The sequence below is a fragment of the Clostridium estertheticum genome, from assembly GCF_011065935.2.
Taxonomy (GTDB): Bacteria; Bacillota; Clostridia; order Clostridiales; family Clostridiaceae; genus Clostridium_AD; species Clostridium_AD estertheticum_A.
In genome coordinates this window covers 3746309-3768814 of sequence record NZ_JAAMNH020000001.1, presented here as the reverse complement: position 1 = coordinate 3768814, position 22506 = coordinate 3746309, and the positions used below count along the sequence as shown (strand labels likewise).

At 31.6% G+C, this 22506-nt stretch carries 26 protein-coding genes and 1 tRNA gene; 26 read left to right on the top strand and 1 reads right to left on the bottom strand.

From position 1 onward, the window contains the following. Nucleotides 1-20: 20 nt before the first annotated feature. The 12 genes from G9F72_RS18010 (at nt 21) to G9F72_RS17955 (ending at nt 8895) form a co-directional block, all read left to right on the top strand. Nucleotides 21-1463 (top strand): Rne/Rng family ribonuclease, encoded by a 1443-nt coding sequence (locus G9F72_RS18010; RefSeq protein ID WP_164956003.1) that lies wholly within the window; start codon nt 21-23, stop codon nt 1461-1463. 142 nt (nt 1464-1605) lie between these two features. Beyond that, nucleotides 1606-1917 carry a 50S ribosomal protein L21 gene (gene rplU / locus G9F72_RS18005; RefSeq protein ID WP_164956002.1) on the top strand — a complete coding sequence of 104 codons (312 nt, stop codon included), beginning with the start codon at nt 1606-1608 and terminating at the stop codon, nt 1915-1917. 2 nt (nt 1918-1919) lie between these two features. Further along, complete coding sequence (locus G9F72_RS18000) at nt 1920-2252, top strand: ribosomal-processing cysteine protease Prp (protein WP_164956001.1); 333 nt, start codon at nt 1920-1922, stop codon at nt 2250-2252. Between the two features lie 4 nt (nt 2253-2256). Next, entirely contained in the window at nt 2257-2568 is a 312-nt protein-coding gene (gene rpmA / locus G9F72_RS17995) for a 50S ribosomal protein L27 (protein ID WP_164956000.1), read from the top strand. A 53-nt stretch (nt 2569-2621) separates the two neighbouring features. Then, nucleotides 2622-3158 (top strand): Spo0B domain-containing protein, encoded by a 537-nt coding sequence (locus G9F72_RS17990; protein ID WP_164955999.1) that lies wholly within the window; start codon nt 2622-2624, stop codon nt 3156-3158. Nucleotides 3159-3216: 58 nt separating this feature from the next. Next, nucleotides 3217-4500 (top strand): GTPase ObgE, encoded by a 1284-nt coding sequence (obgE, locus tag G9F72_RS17985; protein WP_164955998.1) that lies wholly within the window; start codon nt 3217-3219, stop codon nt 4498-4500. Nucleotides 4501-4552: 52 nt separating this feature from the next. Continuing rightward, entirely contained in the window at nt 4553-4843 is a 291-nt protein-coding gene (gene yhbY / locus G9F72_RS17980) for a ribosome assembly RNA-binding protein YhbY (RefSeq protein ID WP_164955997.1), read from the top strand. Nucleotides 4844-4956: 113 nt separating this feature from the next. Next, nucleotides 4957-5556 (top strand): nicotinate-nucleotide adenylyltransferase, encoded by a 600-nt coding sequence (nadD, locus tag G9F72_RS17975; RefSeq protein WP_164955996.1) that lies wholly within the window; start codon nt 4957-4959, stop codon nt 5554-5556. Between the two features lie 71 nt (nt 5557-5627). Continuing rightward, complete coding sequence (gene yqeK, locus G9F72_RS17970; protein ID WP_164955995.1) at nt 5628-6212, top strand: bis(5'-nucleosyl)-tetraphosphatase (symmetrical) YqeK; 585 nt, start codon at nt 5628-5630, stop codon at nt 6210-6212. Next, entirely contained in the window at nt 6205-7479 is a 1275-nt protein-coding gene (locus G9F72_RS17965) for an LCP family protein (RefSeq protein WP_164955994.1), read from the top strand. Before yqeK ends, G9F72_RS17965 begins: the two co-directional genes overlap by 8 nt. Before the next feature lie 71 nt (nt 7480-7550). After that, nucleotides 7551-7934, top strand: a complete 384-nt coding sequence (locus G9F72_RS17960) for a RidA family protein (protein WP_164955993.1) — start codon at nt 7551-7553, stop codon at nt 7932-7934. Nucleotides 7935-7944: 10 nt separating this feature from the next. Continuing rightward, the gene (locus G9F72_RS17955; protein WP_164956088.1) at nt 7945-8895 is read left to right on the top strand and encodes an RluA family pseudouridine synthase; all 951 of its coding nucleotides are present in this window, start codon (nt 7945-7947) and stop codon (nt 8893-8895) included. An 80-nt stretch (nt 8896-8975) separates the two neighbouring features. On the opposite strand, the gene G9F72_RS17950 is transcribed toward G9F72_RS17955, so the two are convergent. After that, complete coding sequence (locus G9F72_RS17950; protein WP_164955992.1) at nt 8976-10223, bottom strand: D-alanyl-D-alanine carboxypeptidase family protein; 1248 nt, start codon at nt 10221-10223, stop codon at nt 8976-8978. Nucleotides 10224-10360: 137 nt separating this feature from the next. Here G9F72_RS17950 and G9F72_RS17945 point away from each other — a divergent pair, with 137 nt between their 5' ends. The 14 genes from G9F72_RS17945 to G9F72_RS17880 all read left to right on the top strand — a co-directional run bounded on the left by G9F72_RS17945 (nt 10361) and on the right by G9F72_RS17880 (nt 22477). Further along, the gene (locus tag G9F72_RS17945; RefSeq protein ID WP_164955991.1) at nt 10361-11053 is read left to right on the top strand and encodes a helix-hairpin-helix domain-containing protein; all 693 of its coding nucleotides are present in this window, start codon (nt 10361-10363) and stop codon (nt 11051-11053) included. Nucleotides 11054-11135: 82 nt separating this feature from the next. After that, complete coding sequence (gene selD / locus G9F72_RS17940) at nt 11136-12164, top strand: selenide, water dikinase SelD (protein ID WP_164955990.1); 1029 nt, start codon at nt 11136-11138, stop codon at nt 12162-12164. A gap of 71 nt (nt 12165-12235) precedes the next feature. Further along, on the top strand, nt 12236-13624 hold the full coding sequence (gene selA / locus G9F72_RS17935; RefSeq protein ID WP_164955989.1) for an L-seryl-tRNA(Sec) selenium transferase: 1389 nt from the start codon (nt 12236-12238) through the stop codon (nt 13622-13624). Nucleotides 13625-13667: 43 nt separating this feature from the next. After that, nucleotides 13668-15584 (top strand): selenocysteine-specific translation elongation factor, encoded by a 1917-nt coding sequence (selB, locus tag G9F72_RS17930; protein ID WP_164955988.1) that lies wholly within the window; start codon nt 13668-13670, stop codon nt 15582-15584. A 90-nt stretch (nt 15585-15674) separates the two neighbouring features. Continuing rightward, nucleotides 15675-15771 (top strand) — tRNA-Sec (locus tag G9F72_RS17925). Between the two features lie 206 nt (nt 15772-15977). Beyond that, on the top strand, nt 15978-16178 hold the full coding sequence (locus G9F72_RS17920) for a hypothetical protein (protein ID WP_164955987.1): 201 nt from the start codon (nt 15978-15980) through the stop codon (nt 16176-16178). A gap of 108 nt (nt 16179-16286) precedes the next feature. Then, nucleotides 16287-16394 carry a CAP domain-containing protein gene (locus G9F72_RS17915; protein WP_164955986.1) on the top strand — a complete coding sequence of 36 codons (108 nt, stop codon included), beginning with the start codon at nt 16287-16289 and terminating at the stop codon, nt 16392-16394. 98 nt (nt 16395-16492) lie between these two features. Next, on the top strand, nt 16493-17140 hold the full coding sequence (locus tag G9F72_RS17910; RefSeq protein ID WP_164955985.1) for a hypothetical protein: 648 nt from the start codon (nt 16493-16495) through the stop codon (nt 17138-17140). Nucleotides 17141-17413: 273 nt separating this feature from the next. Further along, a complete protein-coding gene (locus tag G9F72_RS17905) occupies nt 17414-17827 on the top strand; it encodes a hypothetical protein (protein WP_164955984.1) in 414 nt (137 codons plus the stop codon). 256 nt (nt 17828-18083) lie between these two features. Continuing rightward, a complete protein-coding gene (locus G9F72_RS17900; protein ID WP_164956087.1) occupies nt 18084-18650 on the top strand; it encodes an ATP-binding cassette domain-containing protein in 567 nt (188 codons plus the stop codon). A gap of 186 nt (nt 18651-18836) precedes the next feature. Further along, nucleotides 18837-19655: a PrsW family glutamic-type intramembrane protease gene (locus G9F72_RS17895; protein ID WP_164955983.1), complete on the top strand. Its 819-nt coding sequence runs from the start codon at nt 18837-18839 to the stop codon at nt 19653-19655. 147 nt (nt 19656-19802) lie between these two features. Beyond that, nucleotides 19803-20168, top strand: a complete 366-nt coding sequence (locus G9F72_RS17890; protein ID WP_164955982.1) for a VOC family protein — start codon at nt 19803-19805, stop codon at nt 20166-20168. A gap of 125 nt (nt 20169-20293) precedes the next feature. Continuing rightward, nucleotides 20294-21862, top strand: coding sequence for a DEAD/DEAH box helicase (locus G9F72_RS17885; protein WP_164955981.1), 1569 nt, complete (start codon nt 20294-20296; stop codon nt 21860-21862). 90 nt (nt 21863-21952) lie between these two features. Continuing rightward, a complete protein-coding gene (locus tag G9F72_RS17880) occupies nt 21953-22477 on the top strand; it encodes a 2'-5' RNA ligase family protein (RefSeq protein ID WP_164955980.1) in 525 nt (174 codons plus the stop codon). Nucleotides 22478-22506 lie beyond the last annotated feature (29 nt).

Genomic DNA, 22506 nt, shown 5'->3' with positions numbered 1-22506 from the left:
AAAACAGGAGCTGGGTTAAAGTGAAAGAAATATATATTGAAAGACAAGAAGAATTTCTAAGAATAGCTATAAAAGAAAATAACAAATTGAAGGAATGCTTCATAGAAGAGGATTCAAGTGGTCCTATCCCCGGAGAAATATATAAGGGGGTAGTAAAAAATATTGTTCCAGCAATTAAGTGTGCTTTTATAGATATTGGGCAGAGTAAAGATTGTTATATGTATTTAGATGAAAGGTTTAATAATACTAAGATTAAAAAAGGCGAGGAAATAATAGTTGAAGTTTTAAAAGAAGGAATAGATAAAAAGGGAGCAAAAGTTACTAGCGCCTTTGGTATTGCAGGGGTTTACTGCGTGGTGGTAAACATGAATAAGGACATAAGCTTTTCTAAAAAAATAAACAATAGTGCTTTTGAAGCTATGGTGACTAGTGGGTTAAATAAACCAGAGGACATAGGGGTTATGATTAGGACTAATGCCTTTGATGTAGACCTTAGTATTCTAAATGATGAAGTTGAAGAATTATATGCAATATACAAGGGCATTATAAAACATGCGCAGTATTCAAGAAATCCTATTTTGCTATATAGTGATGCTGGAGCTTTAAACAGAACTCTACGTGATATTTTAGACAAAAACACTTTTAAAATAGTATTAAACAATGAAAGTGATTTTGATTATGCAAAAAAATTTACAGAGCACAGATCTGATATCTCCGTAAAAGTAGAGCTTTATAATGAAAGCAGAATGTTATTCGACTATTATGGAATAGAAAAAGAAATTCTGAGTCTAAGAAATCATAGGATTCCATTAAAATGTGGAGGAAATATTGTAATTGATAAAACTGAGGCAATGTATGTAATTGATGTTAATTCTGGAAAAAATGTAAAGAGCCGTTCGCTGCAAAAGACTGCGCAAAGTACTAATATTGAGGCAGCAGAAGAAATTGCAAGACAAATAAGACTCCGAAATTTAAGTGGAATCATTATAATAGATTTTATTGATATTGAGGATATAGAGGTAAGGAAAAGTATACTAGATACTCTAAGAGTAGGATTTGCAGATGATAAAAATAAGACCGTAATTTATCCCTTTACCCAGCTGAATTTAGTTCAAATTGCAAGACGTAGGCGTGGAAAGTCTATATACGAATTTATTGAGGAACCTTGCAAGCATTGCGGTGGTAAAAGTAGTAGAGTTAAATTATCCTATATTCAGTTTTTGATAAAAAATGAAATTTCTAAGATTCATAAGGAACAGGGCATAAAAGATATATATATAGAAATTGATCAAATATACCAAAAGGATATTATGGAAGATGTTTTAGAATTTGTAAGGCTCATAGGAGCATTAGAAAATAGTGTATATGTGGATTTTATACCTCATTTAGAAAAATTCAAAGTAGAATCGCTAATTTTCGCAAGTCAAATAAGAAATTTGCAGACATATAAGATATATGGTTAAATATGCTTTACAAAGGTACAGATATATGGTAAAATGTCTTTTGTAGACCGCTCACACAAGGTTGTGAAACATACTTGATTACAATAAATTTACATAGTGGTATGTACCTGGGATGGCGAGACTGGATCAAGGAGGTGTATTTATGTACGCAGTAGTACTTACTGGTGGAAAACAATACAGAGTTCAAGAAGGAGACGTTTTATTCGTTGAAAAATTGAATGCTGAAGTTGAAACTACAATTGAATTAAATGAGATTCTTGCTGTAGGCAAGGAAGATGGTTTAGTAGTTGGGAAACCTCTAGTCGAAGGAGCAAAAGTTGTTGCTAAAGTATTAGCACAAGGAAAAGCTAAAAAGATTATAGTTTTCAAGTATAAGAGAAAGTTAGATTACAGAAAGAAACAAGGACATAGACAATCATATACTAAGATTCAAATCGAGAAGATTGAAGCTTAATTATGGTAAAAGTTGAATTTGTTCGAAAAACAGGTAAAATAGTTTCTTTTAAAATAAAAGGTCATGCTATGCCAAAAGAAGAGCAGTTAGATGTAGATTTAATTTGTTCTGCTATTTCAGCAATTTCTCAAACTACAGTAATTGGGATTGAGGAAGTTTTGAAAATTAAGGTAAAGTATTATATAGAAGATGGATTTCTGAATGTAAATTTAGAAAATCAAACTTTGGATGATATTGAAAGATGTCAAGTTTTACTAGAAACAATGATGCTTGGACTTAAAAGTATAGAAATTACGTATGGTGATTATATAAAACTAGAAACAGAGGAGGTGTAATACTATGCTAGTTATTAACCTTCAGTTATTTGCTCACAAAAAAGGAGTAGGTAGCTCAAGAAACGGTAGAGATAGTGAGTCAAAAAGACTTGGGACTAAACGTGCAGACGGTCAATTCGTTCTTGCAGGAAATATTTTAGTAAGACAAAGAGGAACAAAAATCCATCCAGGAAACAATGTTGGAATAGGTGGAGACGACACTCTTTTCGCTAAAGTTGATGGAGTTGTTAAATTCGAAAGAATGGGAAAAACTAAGAAAAAAGCAAGCGTTTATCCTGTTGATCAAGAAGTAGAAGCAATTGCAATGGCTGAATAGTTTAAGGCACCCTTAAAGGGTGCTTTTTTAAAATTCTCTTTCGGAGGATAGTAATGAATGAATTAGAAAATTATATAAGCTTACTTAGAAAACAAAGGCACGATTTCATGAATGACCTTCAAGTTATATATGGTTATTTGCAAATTAAAAGACCTCAAGGTGCTTTGGATTACATAGATAGATTATCGAAGCAAAATGAAATTATTAGTGAAATTTATAAATTGCAAGATGATGGATTTTCACTATGCCTTGAGAGTAACATTAAAAAATTATGGGCAAATGAAGTTAAAGTTGAAATAGATATTGAAATTAGTAATTTTAAAGATAAGATTTTTGAAAACGAATATAATAAAAAAAGTGATTTAGTTAACACTATATTTATGGAGATAGAAGCTACTGGTCAAAACTTTGTTTATATTTATATATTCCAAGATGAATTAGGCGAAAGTTTACTTGTTACTAATAATGAGGGAATGATAGGCGAAATAAGTTGGATGGATGAATGGCAACAAATAGATATAGAAATAGATGATTTTAAAATTTATAGATGTGGTTTTGATAATAATATAGCTTATAGATTAATATTCTAAGAAACTAAAGTTTAATTAATATAAAAAATAGAAAATGAGCTAAGGTAAGGTGAAATATATGTTTATTGATACAGCCAAAATTTTTGTTAAATCAGGTAGCGGTGGAAATGGATCCGTTTCGTTTAGAAGAGAAAAATATATAGCTCTGGGTGGACCAGATGGTGGAGACGGCGGAGATGGTGGAGACGTAATACTCGTAGTAGATGCTAATATGACTACTCTATTAGACTTTTCTTATGCAAGAAAGTTTGTAGCAGAAAATGGAGTACAAGGATCTGGGTCTAAATGTTATGGAAGAGCTGGAGAAAAATTGTTTGTAAAAGTTCCAATGGGTACAATTGTACGAGATGTTGAAACAGACAAAGTAATGTGTGATTTAGCTCGCGATGGTCAAACCTATACAGTTTGTAAAGCTGGGCACGGCGGAAAAGGTAATGTTAAGTTTTGTACACCTACAAGGCAAGCACCAAACTTTGCTGAACCTGGAATGCCAGGAGAGGAAAGATGGATTAAGCTTGAACTTAAGCTACTGGCTGATGTTGGACTACTAGGATTTCCTAATGTAGGTAAGTCAACTTTGCTTTCAGTAGTTTCAAAAGCAACACCTAAAATAGCTAATTATCACTTTACCACTTTAAAACCAAGTTTAGGAGTAGTAAATGTGAAAGGTATACCGAGTTTTGTTATGGCTGATATACCAGGAATTATTGAAGGAGCAGCTGAAGGAGTAGGTCTTGGAATAGGATTTTTGAGACATATTGAAAGAACTAGAATGCTTATTCATGTGGTTGACATTTCAGGAATTGAAGGTAGAGACCCTGTAGAAGACTTTATAAAGATAAATGAAGAGCTTAAAAAATATGACGTTAAACTATGGGATAGACCACAAATAGTAGCTGCTAATAAAAGTGATATGTTATTTGATGATGAAGTCTTTGAAAACTTTAAGAAAAAATTAAACGAAATGGGATATGATAATAGTAAAATATTTAAAATATCTGCAGCTACAAGTCAAGGCGTAGAGGCACTGATGAAAGAAGCAGCAAGAATGTTATCTACTATTCCAGTTACAGAACTGGTAATAAATGATGAAGATAAATTCATAATAGAAGAAAAGAGATTTACCTACACTATTAATGTAGACGATGAAGGAACTTTTGTTGTTGAAGGAAGCTTTGTTGATAGATTATTAAATGCTGTAAATGTAAATGAACCGGATTCTCTTAAATATTTCCACAAGGTATTAAAAAACAAGGGAGTATTTGATGCACTAGTTGCAAAAGGAATTCAAGACGGAGATACAGTTAGATTACAAAATTTTGAATTTGAATTCTTATTATAAAAGATAAGGAATAATAATTCTTATCTTATAAGAATGTGACTAGGAGGATGTTATGATTACAAGTAAGCAAAGAAGTTATTTAAGAACTCTTGCCAATACATTACAACCAATATTTCAGCTTGGAAAAGCTGGGGTAGAAGAAAACTTTTTAAAGCAGTTAAATGAGGCACTGGAATCTAGAGAGCTTATTAAAATTAAAGTTCTAAATAATAGTGGACTCACTGCTAGAGAAGCATCAGATATAATTAGTGAGGCAATAGACGCTGAGGCAGTTCAAACTATTGGAAGCAAATGCGTATTTTATAAAAGGTCTTTAAAAAAGCCCACAATTGAATTACCATAAAAGCATGTAAAATTACATGCTTTTTCCTCTATGGAAAATCATAACTTGTGTTATTATTTTCCATAGAGGAAAAAATATTTAATTCCTGACTACAATATAAAAGAGGTGTTACATTGAAAAAGGCCATTTTTGGAGGAACTTTTGATCCAATTCATATCGGCCATATTCATATTGCCTATGAAGCGTTATACAATTTACATTTAGACAGTGTTATATTCATGCCCGCAGGAAACCCACCACATAAAAAAAATAAAAAAATTACAGATGCTCAAATTAGATATGATTTAGTTAAAAGGGCAATAGAATCCGAAGCTCAATTTGAAATAAGTGATTATGAAATAAATAAAAAAGAAAATAGCTATACCTATAAAACTGTTGAAATTTTTAGTGAATTGCAACCTAATATAGAATGGTATTTTTTAATTGGCGTGGATAGTTTAATGGAATTAGCTAATTGGAAAAATGTAGATATAATTCTCAATAGTTGTAAGCTAGTAGTTTATAATAGGGCAGGCTTCACAACGGAAGAAGTGTCTGTGCAGAGGCTTTATATAGAACAAAAATTCAATAAGAAAATAATTTATATAAATATGCCAATTATAGACATATCTTCAACCAATATTAGGAAGAATATAAAAGCAGGTAGGAAAGTTAATTATCTTTTGCCCAGAGGCGTTGAGGAAATTATACAGGTGCACAATCTATATAAATAGTAAGCTGTGCAAAGAAGAGAAAAACCATATGTAATTATTTTCTTGAAAAGATGGATATTAGGAGGGGCTAAATGTGGAATGAGAAGGAAATTTTTCATTATTTGCAATTGAATTTAAGCGAAAGCAGATTGAAACATAGTTTAGGTGTTAGTGAAACAGCGGTAACGCTGGCAGTTAAATATGGAGAAAATATAGAAAGTGCAAGAATTGCAGGATTAGTTCATGACTGCGCTAAGAATATGAAGGCCCACCAGCTTATGAAAATGGCCAGTGAGCATAAAATACATATAGACGAAATATACACAAATAATCCATCTATTTTGCATGGGGTAGTTGGGAGTTTAATAGCCAGAGAAGTAATGGAAATCCAAGATGATGATATTTTGAAGGCTATCAGGTATCATACTACCGGTAGAAAAAACATGAGCATTTTAGAGAAAATAATTTATATTTCAGATTACATTGAGCCATTAAGAAAATTCGAGGGTGTAGAAGCATTGAGAACCTTAAGTTATATTAATTTAGATGCAGCAGTAATACAGTCTCTTGAGAACACCATTATATATGTTATAAGCCAAAAGGAATTATTGCATATAGATACAATTGACGCAAGAAATTATTTATTAAGTAAAAATAGAAGGTGCGAAGATGAGTGAAAAGAAAAAAGAAAAAAGAACAGTGAATTATAAAAAAATGGCAGTGGGTACCCTTATTTTTGTGGTGGTAGCCTTTGTATTAATTTTTGGAGCTTTATATTTATATTTATCTAGTTTTAATAATGGTGCAGTTGATTTATCTAAAAAAGGAATATCATCTAAGTTAAGTAAGGGTGAGGTAGAGCAAATAGTTAAAGATGGAGAATCTTGTAACATATTAGTTATGGGTGTTGATGTAGGCACTCCTGGTGCCACAAATGCAGATGATCCTAAAAGGACAGATACAATGATAGTGGCACATTACAATGCAGAAGATAAAAAAATTAGTTTGGTTTCCATTCCTAGAGACACGCTAATTACAATAGATGGAAAAAATCAAAAAATTAATGCTGCTCATGCTATTGGTGGTGTAACTTCTGCTGTTGATGCTGTTGAAAAGCTATTAGGTATTAGAATTGACTACTATGGTAAAATCAATTATGAAGGTTTTAGGAAAGTTATTGATGCTATTGGTGGTGTTGATATGGATATAACAAGAACAATGAATTATGATGACCCCACGCAAAATTTAAGCATTCATTTTAAAAAGGGTACAACAGTTCATTTAAATGGTAAAAAGGCTGAAGAATTTTTTAGATGGAGAAAAAACAATGATGGAACTGGCTTTGCAAATGGTGATTTAGACAGAATAGAAAATCAACATATGTTTATTAGTAAAGTCATGGAAAAAGTGAAAAATCCCACTATAGTAATTAAGATTCCAAGTATTTTATCAGCAATTCAAAGTTCTGTAGAAACTAATATGGATGCTAAGGATATAATGAAATATGGATACATATTTGCTACCATAAATAAGGATCAGCTTAGTATGTATACTGTTAAAGGTGATTTAAAGACAATAAGCGGCCAATCATATTTAGTATATGATGACGCAAAAAATAAAGAGATCATTTCAAAATTAAATGATAATAAAGTTCTAGATATTGACAAATCAAAGCTCAGAATAAAAATAGTTAATGGAACTAAAAAAGCAGGACTCGCCAGTGATTTTTCAACATATCTAGTATCAAAAGGTTACAATAAGGCTGTAACAGAAAATGGTGGGACTACTAGTAAAACTAAGATTATAGTATATAATAGCAATAATGACATAAAAACTACTCTTATAAAAGATTTTAAGACAGATAATATTGAATTTTTATCGTCAGAACAGGAGAATTTTGATATAATAGTTATGTTAGGTGAAGACCATGAATATATGTATTAATATTTTGACCTAGCGATGATATACAGTTAGATAGTTTTTACACTAACTAAAGTTATGAGGAGGAGAAAAAAATGGAAAAGCAGATTATAAGCACAATTAAAGCACCAGCAGCTCTAGGGCCATATTCTCAAGCAGTAAAAGTTGGGAATGTATTATATACTTCAGGATCCCTTGCAATAAATGCGGCTACTGGAGAATTTATTAATGATGATATTAAAAAAGCTACAGCACAATCCTTAGAAAATCTAAAATTTATACTAGAAGAAGCAGGAACATCCTTAGATAAGGTAGTAAAAACCCTAGTATTTTTAAAGGATATGAATGATTTTGCAGATATGAATGAAGTATATGCAAAATACTTTACTACAAATCCCCCAGCTAGATCTTGCGTTCAGGCAGCAAAACTTCCTAAGGATGCATTAGTAGAGATAGAAGTAATCGCGATTGTGCAGTAATAAATTACTGTTGACTAATAAATTAACCTATATAGTTGTCGAAAATATTCATGAAGAGAAATTAAGAGATTATTTAAAGTTTACAGAGAATTTATCTAGTAGATTTTTAAAAAGCTCAGGACTTAGTGGAAAAATAACTGTAAATGATAAAGTGGCTAAGTTAAATCATCGAGTGAGTTCAAAGGATAAAATAGAAATTGATATGAAGAGTAATGAGCATCAAAACATTGAACCGGAGAAGATGAATCTCGACGTGGTATATGAGGATATAGACCTTATAGTTATAAATAAGAGTCCCGGTTTAGTGGTTCATCCCACAAAGGGGTATCCCTTCGGAACCCTTTCCAATGGAGTTGCATATTATTTTAAAGAAAAAAATGAGAAATGCATTGTTAGACTAGTGAGCAGATTGGATATGGATACTTCAGGTCTTATAATAATTGCAAAAAATCAATTTTCACATATGGCCTTGGCTAGAGACATGCAGAGTAAAGACCTGCAAAAGGCTAATACGTTGCAAAGCGAAGATATGCAGTGCAAAACCTTTGAGAAGAGCTATATGGCTGTAGTACATGGCAATATGGAAAACAAGTCAGGTACTATTGATTTGCCTATTGGAAAACCAAATGAAGAAGGTGCAGCAAGGGAAGTTTGGGAAGAGGGACAAAGAAGTGTAACTCATTATGAAGTTATTGAATCTTATAAAAATGGAGACCTTCTAAAATTGATTTTGGAAACTGGTAGAACACATCAGATTCGTGTTCATTTAAGTCATATTGGTCATCCAATTTATGGGGATAGCCTTTATGGAGCTTCAGAAGAAAGTTATATTGAGAGGCAGGCACTTCATGCTTATAAATTAATTATTCCACACCCAAGAACTGGCGATGAGCTTATACTTGAGACGGAGCTTCCAGAGGATATAGCGAATTTGATATGTAAACTAAAAGCTGAAAGTTAAATATAAGAAAGCCACAGGTATATACTATTTAGTATGAACCTGTGGCTTTCTTTATGTGTTACCTTCTTTTACTATTTAAATTATCTATTTCTTTTTATATGCTTTAATCTTAAAAATACTATTAGCACGGCCAAGAAAATTGCAAAATATTTTATTATGTTAATTAAAAGTAAGGAATTCTTGGAGTTTTTTGAATCATCTTTTAAAAGCCCATTGTTTAGGGATAGTGGGTTAGCGTGATTGATTCCGCTAGACAAATCTAAATTGTAGGAATCCTTACCAAAAGTAATTGTTGCCTTACTTATTTCATCACCTTTCGTTATAGAAGAGTTGTTTAAATCTTTTTGCTCAGTTTTAATTATCGGAGCTTCCGCTTCAGTTGAATTTTTAGCTTTAACAACATAAAAATCCTTTGAGGCAAGTAATGGAATCAACGTACCATCCTCTAAAGTTAATTTTGATACTTCTTGATCCTTATTAAAATATTTAGAAAGCTCAAAATTATCAAATCCATAATTCAATAGTTTTATACTGTCTGGAAAAAAAGTCTTTTTGGAGTCATGCACAAGAGCCACTATAAGCTTTTGACCATTTCTAGTAGCTACGGCAATATAAGAATGCTGTGATTGAATAGTATAGCCTGTTTTTCCACCTACACAATCCGGATAGTAGTAGCTGTCGCCTTTATGTATTAGTCTATTACCATTCCAAAGAGGACGTTTTTCTACAGATTTATTTGTTGGTGCCATCATATATGAAGGAGTTGTTGACATGGCTTTATATTCTTCATGTTTGGTAAGTTCCATCATAATCAAAGCTAAATCATAAGCAGAAGTTTTATGATTAACATTATATAAACCATTGGGATTGACAAAATTAGTACTTTTACAACCTAGTGATTTTGCTCTCGCATTCATAAGCACTGCAAATTTTTCTGTGGTGCCACTTACATGCTCTGCTAAGGCTACAGCGCAATCATTAGCTGAAGCTAATATTAATCCATATAATAATTCCTTTACAGGGAGCTTTTCGCCTTCAGTGAGATATATTTTTGAACCATCAGTCATTTCTGCTTTTTTACTTACTGTTACCACGTCGCTTAAATTACATTTTTCTAAGACTAGAAGTATAGTCATTATCTTTGTAGTGGAAGCTGGGGGATAAGCAGAATTCTTATTTTTTTCATAAAGTATTTTACCTGTAGTGGCATCCATTAAAACCACACTATCAGCGGACGCCACTGGAGGGGTTATTAATGCTTGTACTGCTGGAGCTATATTAAAAAGTAAAAAAAATGATGTGAATAATATTATGATAAATTTCCTCATAGATTACCTCCCAGTTTTCAATACTTACATTATATCAAAATAAATCTTTGTTAGCGACAGTATTTACGAAAAATTGTCAATAATTTTATATGTAAGGTAAATTGTTCCATGGTAACAGAGAATAAAGAGGAGGAATTATGAAAAATAAAGAAAAAATAATTGGTTCTATAGTTATTCTATGCATAAGCATTGTATTTATAATTGCTGGATACAAAATGTCAGGTCCAAAAGAAAGCGTTAATGCTACAGACTATAAAGATATATTTGTAGAAACTGACAAAACTTCTGAAAATAAAGATGCAAAGGGAGTTGCTGCCACTAAATCAAATATAGCTATAAAATCAAATACAGCTGTTTCATCAAATGTAGTAGAAGATATTAATATAAAAGTAGATATAAAGGGCGCTGTAAATAATCCAGGGGTATATGAAATAAAAAAGGAAAGTAGAGTAATTGATCTTATAAAACTAGCGGGTGGTCCTACTCCAGAAGCAGATCTAGGAGTCACTAATCTTTCTATAAAGTTAAATGATGAGGATTGTGTTGAGATTCATAAAAAGGGCGAGGTAGTTAAAACACAAATTCCCCCCAATAATACTAGTAAGCCTATAGTTTCAAGTTCTCCTAAAAACAATGCTATTGTAAACATAAACACTGCAAATAAAGAAGAATTAATGACGCTTACAGGTATAGGAGACGTTAAAGCAGATGGGATAATAAAATATAGGGAAGAAAACGGAGGGTTTAAGTCTGTAGAAGAGCTAACAAAAGTAGATGGTATTGGAGAAAAGACCTTAAGCAAATTTATAGATAAGGTGGACATAAAGTGAGTAATGGTATAAAATTATCTTGAAGATTTAGTAACAATTAATAATTGTTATCTATGATAGAGAATTACAAGGGGGTTTTAACATGGTAAAAAGACTTACTGAACTTTCAAAAACCTCTGGCTGAGCAGCAAAAATAGGGCCGGAGGCCTTAGCGGAGATACTAGGTAAATTACCTAAAATGGAAAATGAAAATTTAATTGTTGGAATTGAAACCTCAGATGATGCAGCGGTGTATAAATTAAGCGATGAAATTGCAGTAATTCAAACATTAGACTTTTTTACACCTGTGGTAGACGACCCTTATACATTTGGTCAAATAGCAGCAGCTAATTCATTAAGTGACGTATATGCTATGGGAGGTAAACCAACATTAGCTTTAAATATAGTATGTTTTCCTAATTGTTTAGATATAGAGATACTTGGACAAATTTTAAAAGGTGGAGCAGATAAAGTAATAGAAGCTGGAGCAATAGTAATAGGGGGTCATTCAGTACAGGATGATGAACCTAAATATGGTCTATCTGTTATGGGAATAGTACATCCAGATAAGGTGCTTAAAAATTATGGCTGTAATGTTTCGGATGTGTTAATTTTAACGAAACCATTGGGTACTGGTATAATTAGTACCGCAATAAAAGCTGAAATGGCTTCAAAAGAGGCTTATGACAGGGCTGTTTTGGTTATGAGTACTTTAAATAAATATGCTGGAGAAATCATTATGCAGCATGAGATAAGTGCTTGTACAGATATAACAGGCTTTGGTGTTATGGGGCATTGCTATGAAATGGCTAAGGGATCAGATGTAAGTTTAAAATTATTCAAAGAAAATATACCATACATAAAAGAAGCTAAAGAGTATGCAAAGATAGGACTAGTTCCTGCAGGCAACTATAACAATAAAGCATACTTAGAAGGTAAATATGAACTTAGAAACATACCAGAATGGTTAGAGGACATATTATTTGATCCTCAAACTTCAGGTGGACTTTTAGTGTCCTGTACAAGTGACGAGGCGACAAAACTCATGAGTAGGTTAAATGAATTAGAATTACAATCACAAATTATTGGAGAGGTAATCCCTTTGCAAGATAAATATATAATTGTGGAGTAATAAAAATCCTCCATACTAAAGCGCTGCAGGCACTAATTTAATTAACAAAATAAATGCGGGGTGAAAATATAATGAATAGAGAATTATTAAGAAGTTTACCCAAGGTAGATGAACTACTTCAAGAAGGAGCAATAAAAGAACAGTTGGAAAGCAATATAAGAGTTCTTGTATTAGCTTCTTTAAGAGAAACTATAGAAGTTTATAGAAAAGCAATTCTAGATGGTGAAATACAATCCTTAACCAAAGAAGAAGTAATAAGACATTCTATTAAACTATTAAATAAAAAGAATAGTCCAAAACTGAGAAAAGTTATAAATGCTACGGGAACTGTAGTCCATACAAATTTAGGCAGGTCCCTTTTATCAAAGGATGCAATAGACCGAGTAGTTAATGTTGCCGAAAATTATAACAACCTTGAATATGATATTGAAAAAGGTAGTCGAGGGTCAAGATATTCACATATAGAAGATATTCTTATAAAGATAACTGGTGCAGAGGCTGCTATGGTGGTAAATAACAATGCAGCAGCAGTAATGCTTGCCCTAGATACATTGTGTAGGGAAAAGGAAGCAATAGTATCTAGAGGGCAATTAGTTGAAATTGGAGGCTCTTTTAGGGTTCCTGAGGTCATGAAATTTAGTGGAGCTAAACTAGTAGAAGTAGGTACAACTAATAGAACTCATTTATACGATTATAAAGATAATATTACTGAAAACACAGGAGTACTATTAAAAGTCCATACCTCCAATTTTAAGATTATGGGTTTTACAGAAGAAGTATCAATAGAAGACTTAGTAAAACTAGGAAATGAAAAAGATATACCAGTAGTTGAAGACATAGGAAGTGGAGTGCTAATTGACTATTCAAAATATGGGTTTGTCTATGAGCCAACTGTTCAGGAAAGCATAAAAAAGGGTATAGATGTAGTAACCTTTAGTGGAGACAAGATGCTAGGTGGTCCTCAAGCTGGAATTATAGTAGGAAAGATGAAGTATATTGATAGAATGAAAAAAAATCAATTAACTAGGGCACTAAGAATAGATAAAATGACGTTGGCAGCTTTAGAAGGTACGCTAACGCATTACTTAGAAGAAACAGGGGCTATTAAAAACATACCGACTTTAAACATGCTTTTATGTGGCAAGGAAGAACTCAAGAAAAGAGCTAAAAAACTAAAAAGAATACTTCAAAATAAAACTGATAAATTTACTTTCACAATAGATAATGACTACTCAATGGTTGGTGGGGGATCCATGCCCACAGAAAAAATAGAAACTTATGTAATAAAAATAAAAAGTGAAAGCTACGGCGCGCAGCAAATAGAAGAGGCTTTAAGAATGAATGAAGTAGCTATAATTGTAAGAATTAATAATAATGAAGTTATAATGGATCTTAGGACACTATTTGAAAAGGATTATGGACTTATTGTAGAGGCTTTTAAAAACATGAAAAATGTATAATTAGCTTACATGTCCATATTTTTATGGAAAGGATGTTGCTTGTATGAAGCATATTATTATAGGAACGGCAGGTCATATAGATCATGGGAAGACTACCTTAATTAAAGCCTTAACCGGTAGAGAGACGGATACTTTAAAAGAGGAAAAGGACAGAGGTATTTCTATAAATTTAGGATTCACTTATTTCGATTTACCCTCTGGTAGAAGAGCTGGAATTATTGACGTTCCAGGGCATGAAAAATTTATTAAAAACATGCTAGCAGGAATAAGTAGCATAGATGTGGTACTACTCGTAATAGCTGCGGATGAAGGTATTATGCCTCAAACTAGAGAGCATTTTGAAATATTGCAATTGCTAAATGTTAAAAGAGGAATTATAGTACTTACAAAAGCAGATCTCGTGGACGCTGAATGGATTGAAATGATTAAAGGTGATTTGAGGGATGAATTTAAAGATACATTTTTAGAGAATGCACCTATTCATGCAGTATCATCAAAAACAAAAATGGGATTTGCGCAGCTTGTAGAAGATATTGATAAAATCACTGAAGAAGTTGATGCTAAAGATACAGAGGGTCATTTTAGATTACCTGTGGATAGAGTGTTTTCTGTAAGTGGTTTTGGTACGGTGGTAACTGGAACAATAATAAGTGGAAGAATAAAGGTGGGAGATACTGTAGAAGTATATCCTTCAAAAGTAGTTACAAAGGTTCGCGGCATTCAAATTCATGATAAACCTGAAGAGTTTGGAGAAGCAGGGCAAAGATGTGCTATAAACCTAGCCAATATAAAACTAAGTGAAATAAGCAGAGGCGATGTAGTTTCTAAATTAAATATAATGGAACCCTCTTTTTCAATAGATTGTGCGCTTTACTATCTAAAAAGTGCAGAAAAACCACTAGTTAATAGGCAGAGAGTTAGATTATATCATGGAACAGATGAAATCCTCTGTAGGGTTGTTATATTAGATAAAGAAGAAATAGCGCCAGGTGAAAGTGCTTATGTCCAATTAAGACTGGAAAAATCCATAAATGCTCAAAGAAATGATAGATATGTACTTAGAAGCTATTCACCTATGCATACTATAGCCGGTGGAATTGTCATTGAACCTGTTGCGCAAAAGGCTAAAAGATTTAATGAAAAGTATATAGAAGAACTTAAAGTTAAAGAAAGTGGAAAGACTGAAAATATTTTAGAGAATACTGTTAAAAAATTAAGTGGGGACTACCCAGATACTACAGTGATTTTAAAAGCACTAGGTAAAAACGAAGAAAGCATAGAAAATAAATTACAAACACTGGTAGAGGACAATATAATAATTAAACTAACGGCCTTAGATAAGGCAATATACATACATAAGAATTTTCTAAAGCAAAGGATTGAGGAAATAGAGAATATCTTAATGGCATATCATAATGAAAATCCACTTAAGGTAGGTATGCCAAAAGAGGAGATCAAAAATAAGATTTTTGGCAAAAATACTAAGCAAAAAATCTATGATGAAATGTTAATTCTTATGGAAGATAGAAATTCCATAAAAGTATATGAAAAATCTGTATGTTTATACGATTTTAGGATACAATATACAGTGGAGCAAGAAAAATTAAAAGAGAACATTATTTCTGCTTATGATAAAGGTAGATATAATACACCTAAATATACTGACTTAGCTATAAATGAAAAGGATAAAAAGGCCTTTAAAATGGTTTTTGATTCACTTATGGATAATGAAGAATTAATAAAAATAGCCGAGGATTGTATTTTTACAAAAGAAAATTATGAAAACTCAAAAACAATAGTTTACAATTACATAAAAGAAAATGGCAGCATAGCAGCATCTTCAGCTAGAGGAGTATTTGACACAAGTAGAAAATTTGCAGTAGCACTTTTAGAGCATTTTGATGGAATTAAATTAACTAAAAGGGTAGAGAATGATAGGGTATTGTATAAAGACATTTAGAACAGGAACTAAATATTAAAGAATTCGACAGAATTATGCATATTACTATTGAATATAAAGAAATATTATGCTATAATTAGCACTGTCCTTGGGAGTAGATAGGTGCTGGTGTGCCTGCCAGTCTTCAAAACTGTGTTGTCGTGCTAATACCACGATGGGTGTGTTCGATTCACACATATTCCCGCCAATTAAATCGACATATTGCGGCCTAGATACATAATTTTTATGTTATCTGGGCCGCTTTTTATTTTGGCTTTGACAACGGATTGACAAACAAGGGGTTAGAGCAAATTAATTAAATCTAACTGAAATCGTACAAGCATTAAAACACCTAAAAATGGGGATGATATTAGTATAAGGTTTACTAAAAAATCTATTTAGGAGGGATATTTAATGCTAAATAATACAAGTTTCAGGAACCAATTTGAGGGAGATATTAAGGAACGTTTTGAAATGTGGGTAGATAAAAAAATGGGTATGGGAGCCACAGGGGAGCAGTTAGAAATGTGTCTTAGTGAAGAATTTAGTGAAGATGAATATAATGCTGATGATTATAAAAACATGATGGACTACATTTATGCAAAAACATTTTAGAAAAAAAGGGAGTTCACTACATACATAGAATATATTTATTAAGTTTTGGAATATGGATTTTAATAAAAAATGGGATTTGTTTTCAGCATATAGTAGAGTACAGATTGGATGAATTCACCCTGGAATAGAGCCAATATATTAAATGATAAATTCAAGCGGATTGGTGTTGGCGTTGCATTTTCTACTACAGGTAAAGTATGCAACACAATCATTTGAAAATTAAATTATGATAGGGTAAGTATTCTCAAAGAGGGCAAAATATGATAAACTAATAAGACTAACAAAACTGACAAGGAAGAAGAGAGGTGTATAAAATGGAATTTATCAATGGTCTATTTAATAAAAAAACTCAAAAGGTAATAAATGATTACAAAAATAAACTTCCTGAAGATATACAATACATTGATTCATATATAGATATAATCAAACTAGCATTAGTGAAGAATGATATAACTACTGTTGAATTATTTTATTCATTTGATGGCAGAGAATTATTTGATAAGATCAAGAATGAAAATTCATCTAAGAACATTTTAGTTTTCTACAAAGGACATATTGACAAACTAATTGCAAAAAATGGATATATTAATATATATCACTCAAAACGGGGTAATTACTCTTTAGTTGTTTTTCAACATCAATTTATATATGAAGAATTATTTGGAGTTGAATTATGGAATGATGGAAGTTCAACACCTCAGAAAATACATACATTTAACTGTTACATATCAGAAAAAATTAATTATTTTGCAGCCATGAATTGTAGCGTTATGGGTATAGGTATAGGAAATATCAACAAGAAACAGTATGAAAATTTGATGGAAGATTATCACAAGACAGTTAAAACACCCAAAAATAAAACAACCCCAGGTAAAGTAGCAATATATACAGGAATTGCATCTACAATTGGGGCTGGATTGCTTATAGGTTTAAAAATATGGTCAAAAAAAGATAAAAAATAATGCAGGAAATTATATATTTAATAAAAAAATCACGCTTATCCTAGCGTGATTTTTTTACATGAAATATTAATAAAAATAGTATAAAACAATTTGATACAATACCTAAAACATTACCATTAAATTTATGCATAAGAAGATGATTATAAAACATAATATATATTAAAGTATGGCATATTAAATTTATAAATATTAGGTAGCAAACTGAAGAATATAATCCTAAAAGAGGTTCGAAAAAATATTTAAAATAAAATATAAATAAAAGGTGTGTGAGAAATGAATAAATTAGAAAAACTAATAGATGCTGGATATAAGGTGAAAATCCAATCAAGTTCTAAATTTTGTTTAACTTTAGATGATGAAATTCCTTCCATGAGCTTTAATTCTGATAGCATAGAGGAAGCTATTGATTCAGCTTATGACTTTGTAAAAGAACAGAAAAAAGTAGCAGATAAAACTGAAACAGAAAAGCAAATAACAGATTATAAAATTATAATTGATGTACCACAAACGCAAGAATTAAAAATTAATGAAGATATTCTTAACGGAGAATTTAAGGCTACCACAACTATTAGATTGTATTCAGATGTTTTGGGGCAGTTTAAAGATTTTGCAGATACATATAAAGAGTATAAAAGCATGGATTTGGTTAGCATGGCACTTTTAGAATATATTGAGAAATACAAATAAAAATTTAAAAATACTTATCAGAAAATCAACAATTGTGGATAGCTAAAAAATAACAAAATGACCCTTTGGACTGTCTCAATAATAAATATAGACTGTCCGAAGGGTTATTTTCTATGATTTTAATGGGCGATTTACAATTAATGTATCCAAATTCAGTAGTAAATAGATATAAATTAACCAACTTCAAATTGATTTTATTAAAATTCAGAAGGAAAAATAGGGGTATATATAGAAATAATAAAAGGATGAAGGTAAAATATTTTATAAGGATATAGAACTGACAGCAATAAATGATAATGATATGAGGAGTATGAGAAAGGAACTACAAATTATATTCCAACATAGTCAAGGGGCATTGGACCCTAAAATGACAGTAGAAGAACTATTGACGGAACCTTTAAAACTGCATCATATTGTTAAAAGCTCGGATATGGATAAGGAAGTATCTCGGTTGCTCAGGCTAGTAGAATTGTCTGAAAGTGATAAGTTAAAGTTCCTATTTCAATTGAGTGGAGGGCAAAGACAAAGAATTGGTATTGCTAGAGCTATTTCTATAAGGCCCAGCTTTATTATTTGCGACGAGCCTGTATCTGCACTTGATGTTTCTGTTCAAGGACAGATACTAAATTTGCTTGACAACCTAAAAGATGAATTAAACTTAACTTATTTATTTATTGCTCATGATCTTAAGGTGGTAAAACATATATGTGACAGAATTGCAGTTATGTATAAAGGAAAGATAGTTGAAAGTGGACATACGAAACAGCTTTTAAATGAACCTTCTCATGAGTACACAAAAAAACTTGTGAGTTCTGTATTGTAATAAAGAAAATTTTTATAAAATAAAAACCACAAGCCGTTTAATTAAAAGCTTGTGGTTTTAATTATTAGAAAAATATATTACTTGCGTAACAAAAATATTATTTATAATTTTAGTCATTAGGGGACAATATATATTAAATTTAACTTATATTTTTAAAAGAATTTAATAGAAAGGATTTTAGAAAATATGGAAGAAAAATTAAGAAAAAGACGGTATAAATGGTGGAAATTATTAATAATAGGGTTAATAATTTACGTATTAGGTTTAGTTGTGTTGGTATTAACACAAAACCCCAATCTGTTTCCATCAATAGTTATGTTGGGCAATTTTCTTATACCAGTTACCTATGTGGCCTTTTTATATGAAAAAAGAACCTTAAGTAATGTAAATATGGCTATGACTCTTGCCGGTTTCTTTTATGGTGGGTTCTTAGGTACCTTTGCAGCAGCAATACTTGAACCTATTTTTATTCATAAGTTAAACTTTTCAACAACTATGTTGGTAGGGATAATTGAAGAATTTGCAAAGATTCTTGGAGTATTAGTTATTTTCAGAAGTAGAAAGCATGACCTTGAGCTAGATGGTTTAATTATTGGGGCAGCCGCAGGAATGGGCTTTGCAGCGTTAGAGAGCTCAGGTTATGCCTTTACTATGTTTTTAAAGAGTGGTGGAAGTTTATCATCTACTGTATTTATAACGCTACTAAGAGGAATATTGTCTCCATTAGGTCATGGTACTTGGACAGCTATTTTGGCAGGTGTACTTTTAAGAGAAAGTGCTCCGCGGAAATTTAAGTTGAATTTAAGGGTTATTGAAGCATATGTTGTCGTGGTTGTGTTGCATGGGCTTTGGGATGGACTCCCATCTGTAATTGCTATGTATACCTCTTCCGCAAGAGCTATTTTTATAGGAGAGGGCATCGTTGGTGCCCTTGGTGTACTTATATTAATGAGGTTGTGGTTTATTGCAAAAAAACAGGGGAGAGAAAGATTAGCAGGGAGATAACTGTCGCAATTTCCGCCAATTTAAATAGACATATTGCGGCCTATACATAATTTTATGTATCTAGGCCACTTTTTATTTAAGATTCAGAAGGAAAAATAGGGGTATATATAGAAATAATAAAAGAATTTAAAAGGGAGGAATCAAATTATGAAATTTTGCTGGAGTACATTAATGGTTAGAAATTTAGAGGAATCTTTAATGTTTTATACGGAGATTGTCGGGCTTAATGTGAGTAGAAGATTCAATGCAGGGCCAGGAGTAGAAATTGCATTCTTAGGAGATGGGGAAACAAAGGTTGAACTGATATGCAATGAAGCCATTAAAGAAGTAAACCTTGGACAGGATATTTCCCTTGGATTTGAAGTAGACTCAGTAGATAAAATGATGGCTTTTGTTAAAGGCAAAGGTATAGATATTCATAGTGGACCATTTCAGCCCAATCCACATAACAAGTTTTTCTACGTATTGGATCCAAATGGATTAAAAATTCAGTTTGTAGAGAATATTCGATAGCATATAAAGTTTAAAAATAACAAACAATTAAAATTTCCATTTTTAGTTTAGTATTTGCTTGTTTTGTACATACTCTTTTAATATGAGACGTATTTGATACTATACGAGATGAAAGAGGAAGAAGAATGAACAAAATTAAATTTGATGAACTAGGACTAAACGAACTAGTGCTTCACGCTATACAAGATTTAAAATTTCAATACCCATCAGACATTCAAGAAAAAAGTATTCCAGTTGCTTTGGAAGATTTTGATATTATAGGGCAGGCTCAAACTGGAACTGGTAAGACATTAGCCTTTGGTGCACCTATTATATGCAGAATGGAAAAATCAACAGGAAAAGTGCAAGCAATAGTTTTAGCTCCTACAAGAGAACTAGCTATCCAAGTAGCCGAAGAACTTAAGCGAATTGCAAAATATGAAAGAATTAAGATATTACCCATATATGGAGGACAATCTATTGCTATACAAATCTCAGCTTTAAAAAGAGGAGTAGATATTGTGGTTGGAACTCCTGGAAGAATACTAGACCATATTAGAAAAGGTACTTTGAAATTGGCCAATGCTAAATTTCTTGTTATAGATGAAGCAGATGAAATGTTAAACATGGGCTTTATTGAAGATATTGAAGATATTTTAAGTAACTTAAGTGAAGATAGACAAACTATGCTTTTCTCAGCCACTATGCCAAGAGCTATTAAGATATTATCAAAAAAATATATGAAGACTAATACAAAAATTATCGCAATTGAAAAAAAATCTATGACTGTTGCGAAGACACAACAATATTATTATGAAGTAAATTTAAAAAATAAATTTGAATCACTATGTAGAATTCTTGATGTTGATGCTCCTAAGACTTGTATACTATTCTGCAAGACTAAGAGGGGTGTTGATGATTTAGTTGTCGCATTACAACCTAGAGGGTACAGTGTAGAAGGTATGCATGGAGACATGAAACAAAGCCAAAGAATGAACACTCTAAAAAAATTTAAAGATGGTAATTTGAACTACTTAATAGCAACTGATGTAGCCGCAAGAGGAATAGATATTGAAGATGTCACTCATGTAATAAACTATGATTTACCACAAGATAGTGAATCATATGTCCATAGAATTGGAAGGACTGGTAGAGCCAATAAAGAAGGTATAGCCTATAGTCTTATTACAAGAGGAGAATCATCTACTAAAAGAAGAATTGAAAATGATACTAAAAGTGTAATCACTAAAAAAAGCATACCTACTATGCTAGATATTTTTGCAGCAAAGTCAGAAACTATTATAAAGTCTATAAAATTAACTTTAGCAGAAAATTTGTATGATAACTTTATTCCACTTGGAAAAATTCTAACTAGTGAATTTGGTGCAGATGATGTAGCAGCTTCCCTAATAAAAACTATTTTTTATAGTGGAGTTAACAATAACTATTCAGATGATTCTGTATCAACAGAAGGCAATGTTAGACTATTCTTATCTATCGGAAAAATGGACGAAGTTATGACGAGTGATATTATAGCCTTTCTATGCGAGACTGCTAATATTAATAAAAATGAACTTTTTAATATTGATATTTTAGAAAAATTTTCATTTATTGATGTACCTAAAAATCTTGTTGATGATATCCTAAGAAATAGCTCTGGTCATAAGTTGCATAAAAGAAGAGTAAATATTGAGGTTGCTAAAGCTAGAAGGTAGATTTCACAGCTTAATCACATAATTTTATTATCATAATTATAATTTCATTGTTGTAAGCAATAATAGAAGAATTATTTAGGAAGTGACAAAGTGAGATATGTAATAGTAAGTGTAGTAGATGGAAAAGCAGGTATTTTAAATGATAATTTACGGAGGGAAGTATTTCAAAAATTCGGTGCGAAATCCTCCAAATTGCCTGCGCACTTTACCATAAAAGCTCCTTTTGAATATGGTGGAAGTATTGACGATTTAGAAATTGCATTAGAGATATTTAGCAAAGAGAGTATCGGGGCTTCTTATGGTATCAATAATTATGATCACTTTGACCTACGGGTTATTTATATGAAAGTGGAAATGTCTGTGGAAGGGAAAGAACTTCATGACAAGCTCATTGATACTATTGATTCATTGCCCTATATTGCCTTTGATAATAAAGATGGCAAAAACAAGATTTTTCATGTAACCATTGCATCTAAAAAAATTAATGATATATACCCTGAAATTTGGGAATACGTTAATACTAAACCTTGTAGCTTTCAATGCAAATTTAATAATGTATCAATTTATAAGTGGCAAGAAAACACATGGCTACTACATAAAAAATATGAATTTTAATTGCGAATTGCGCAAAAAAAAGGTTGACT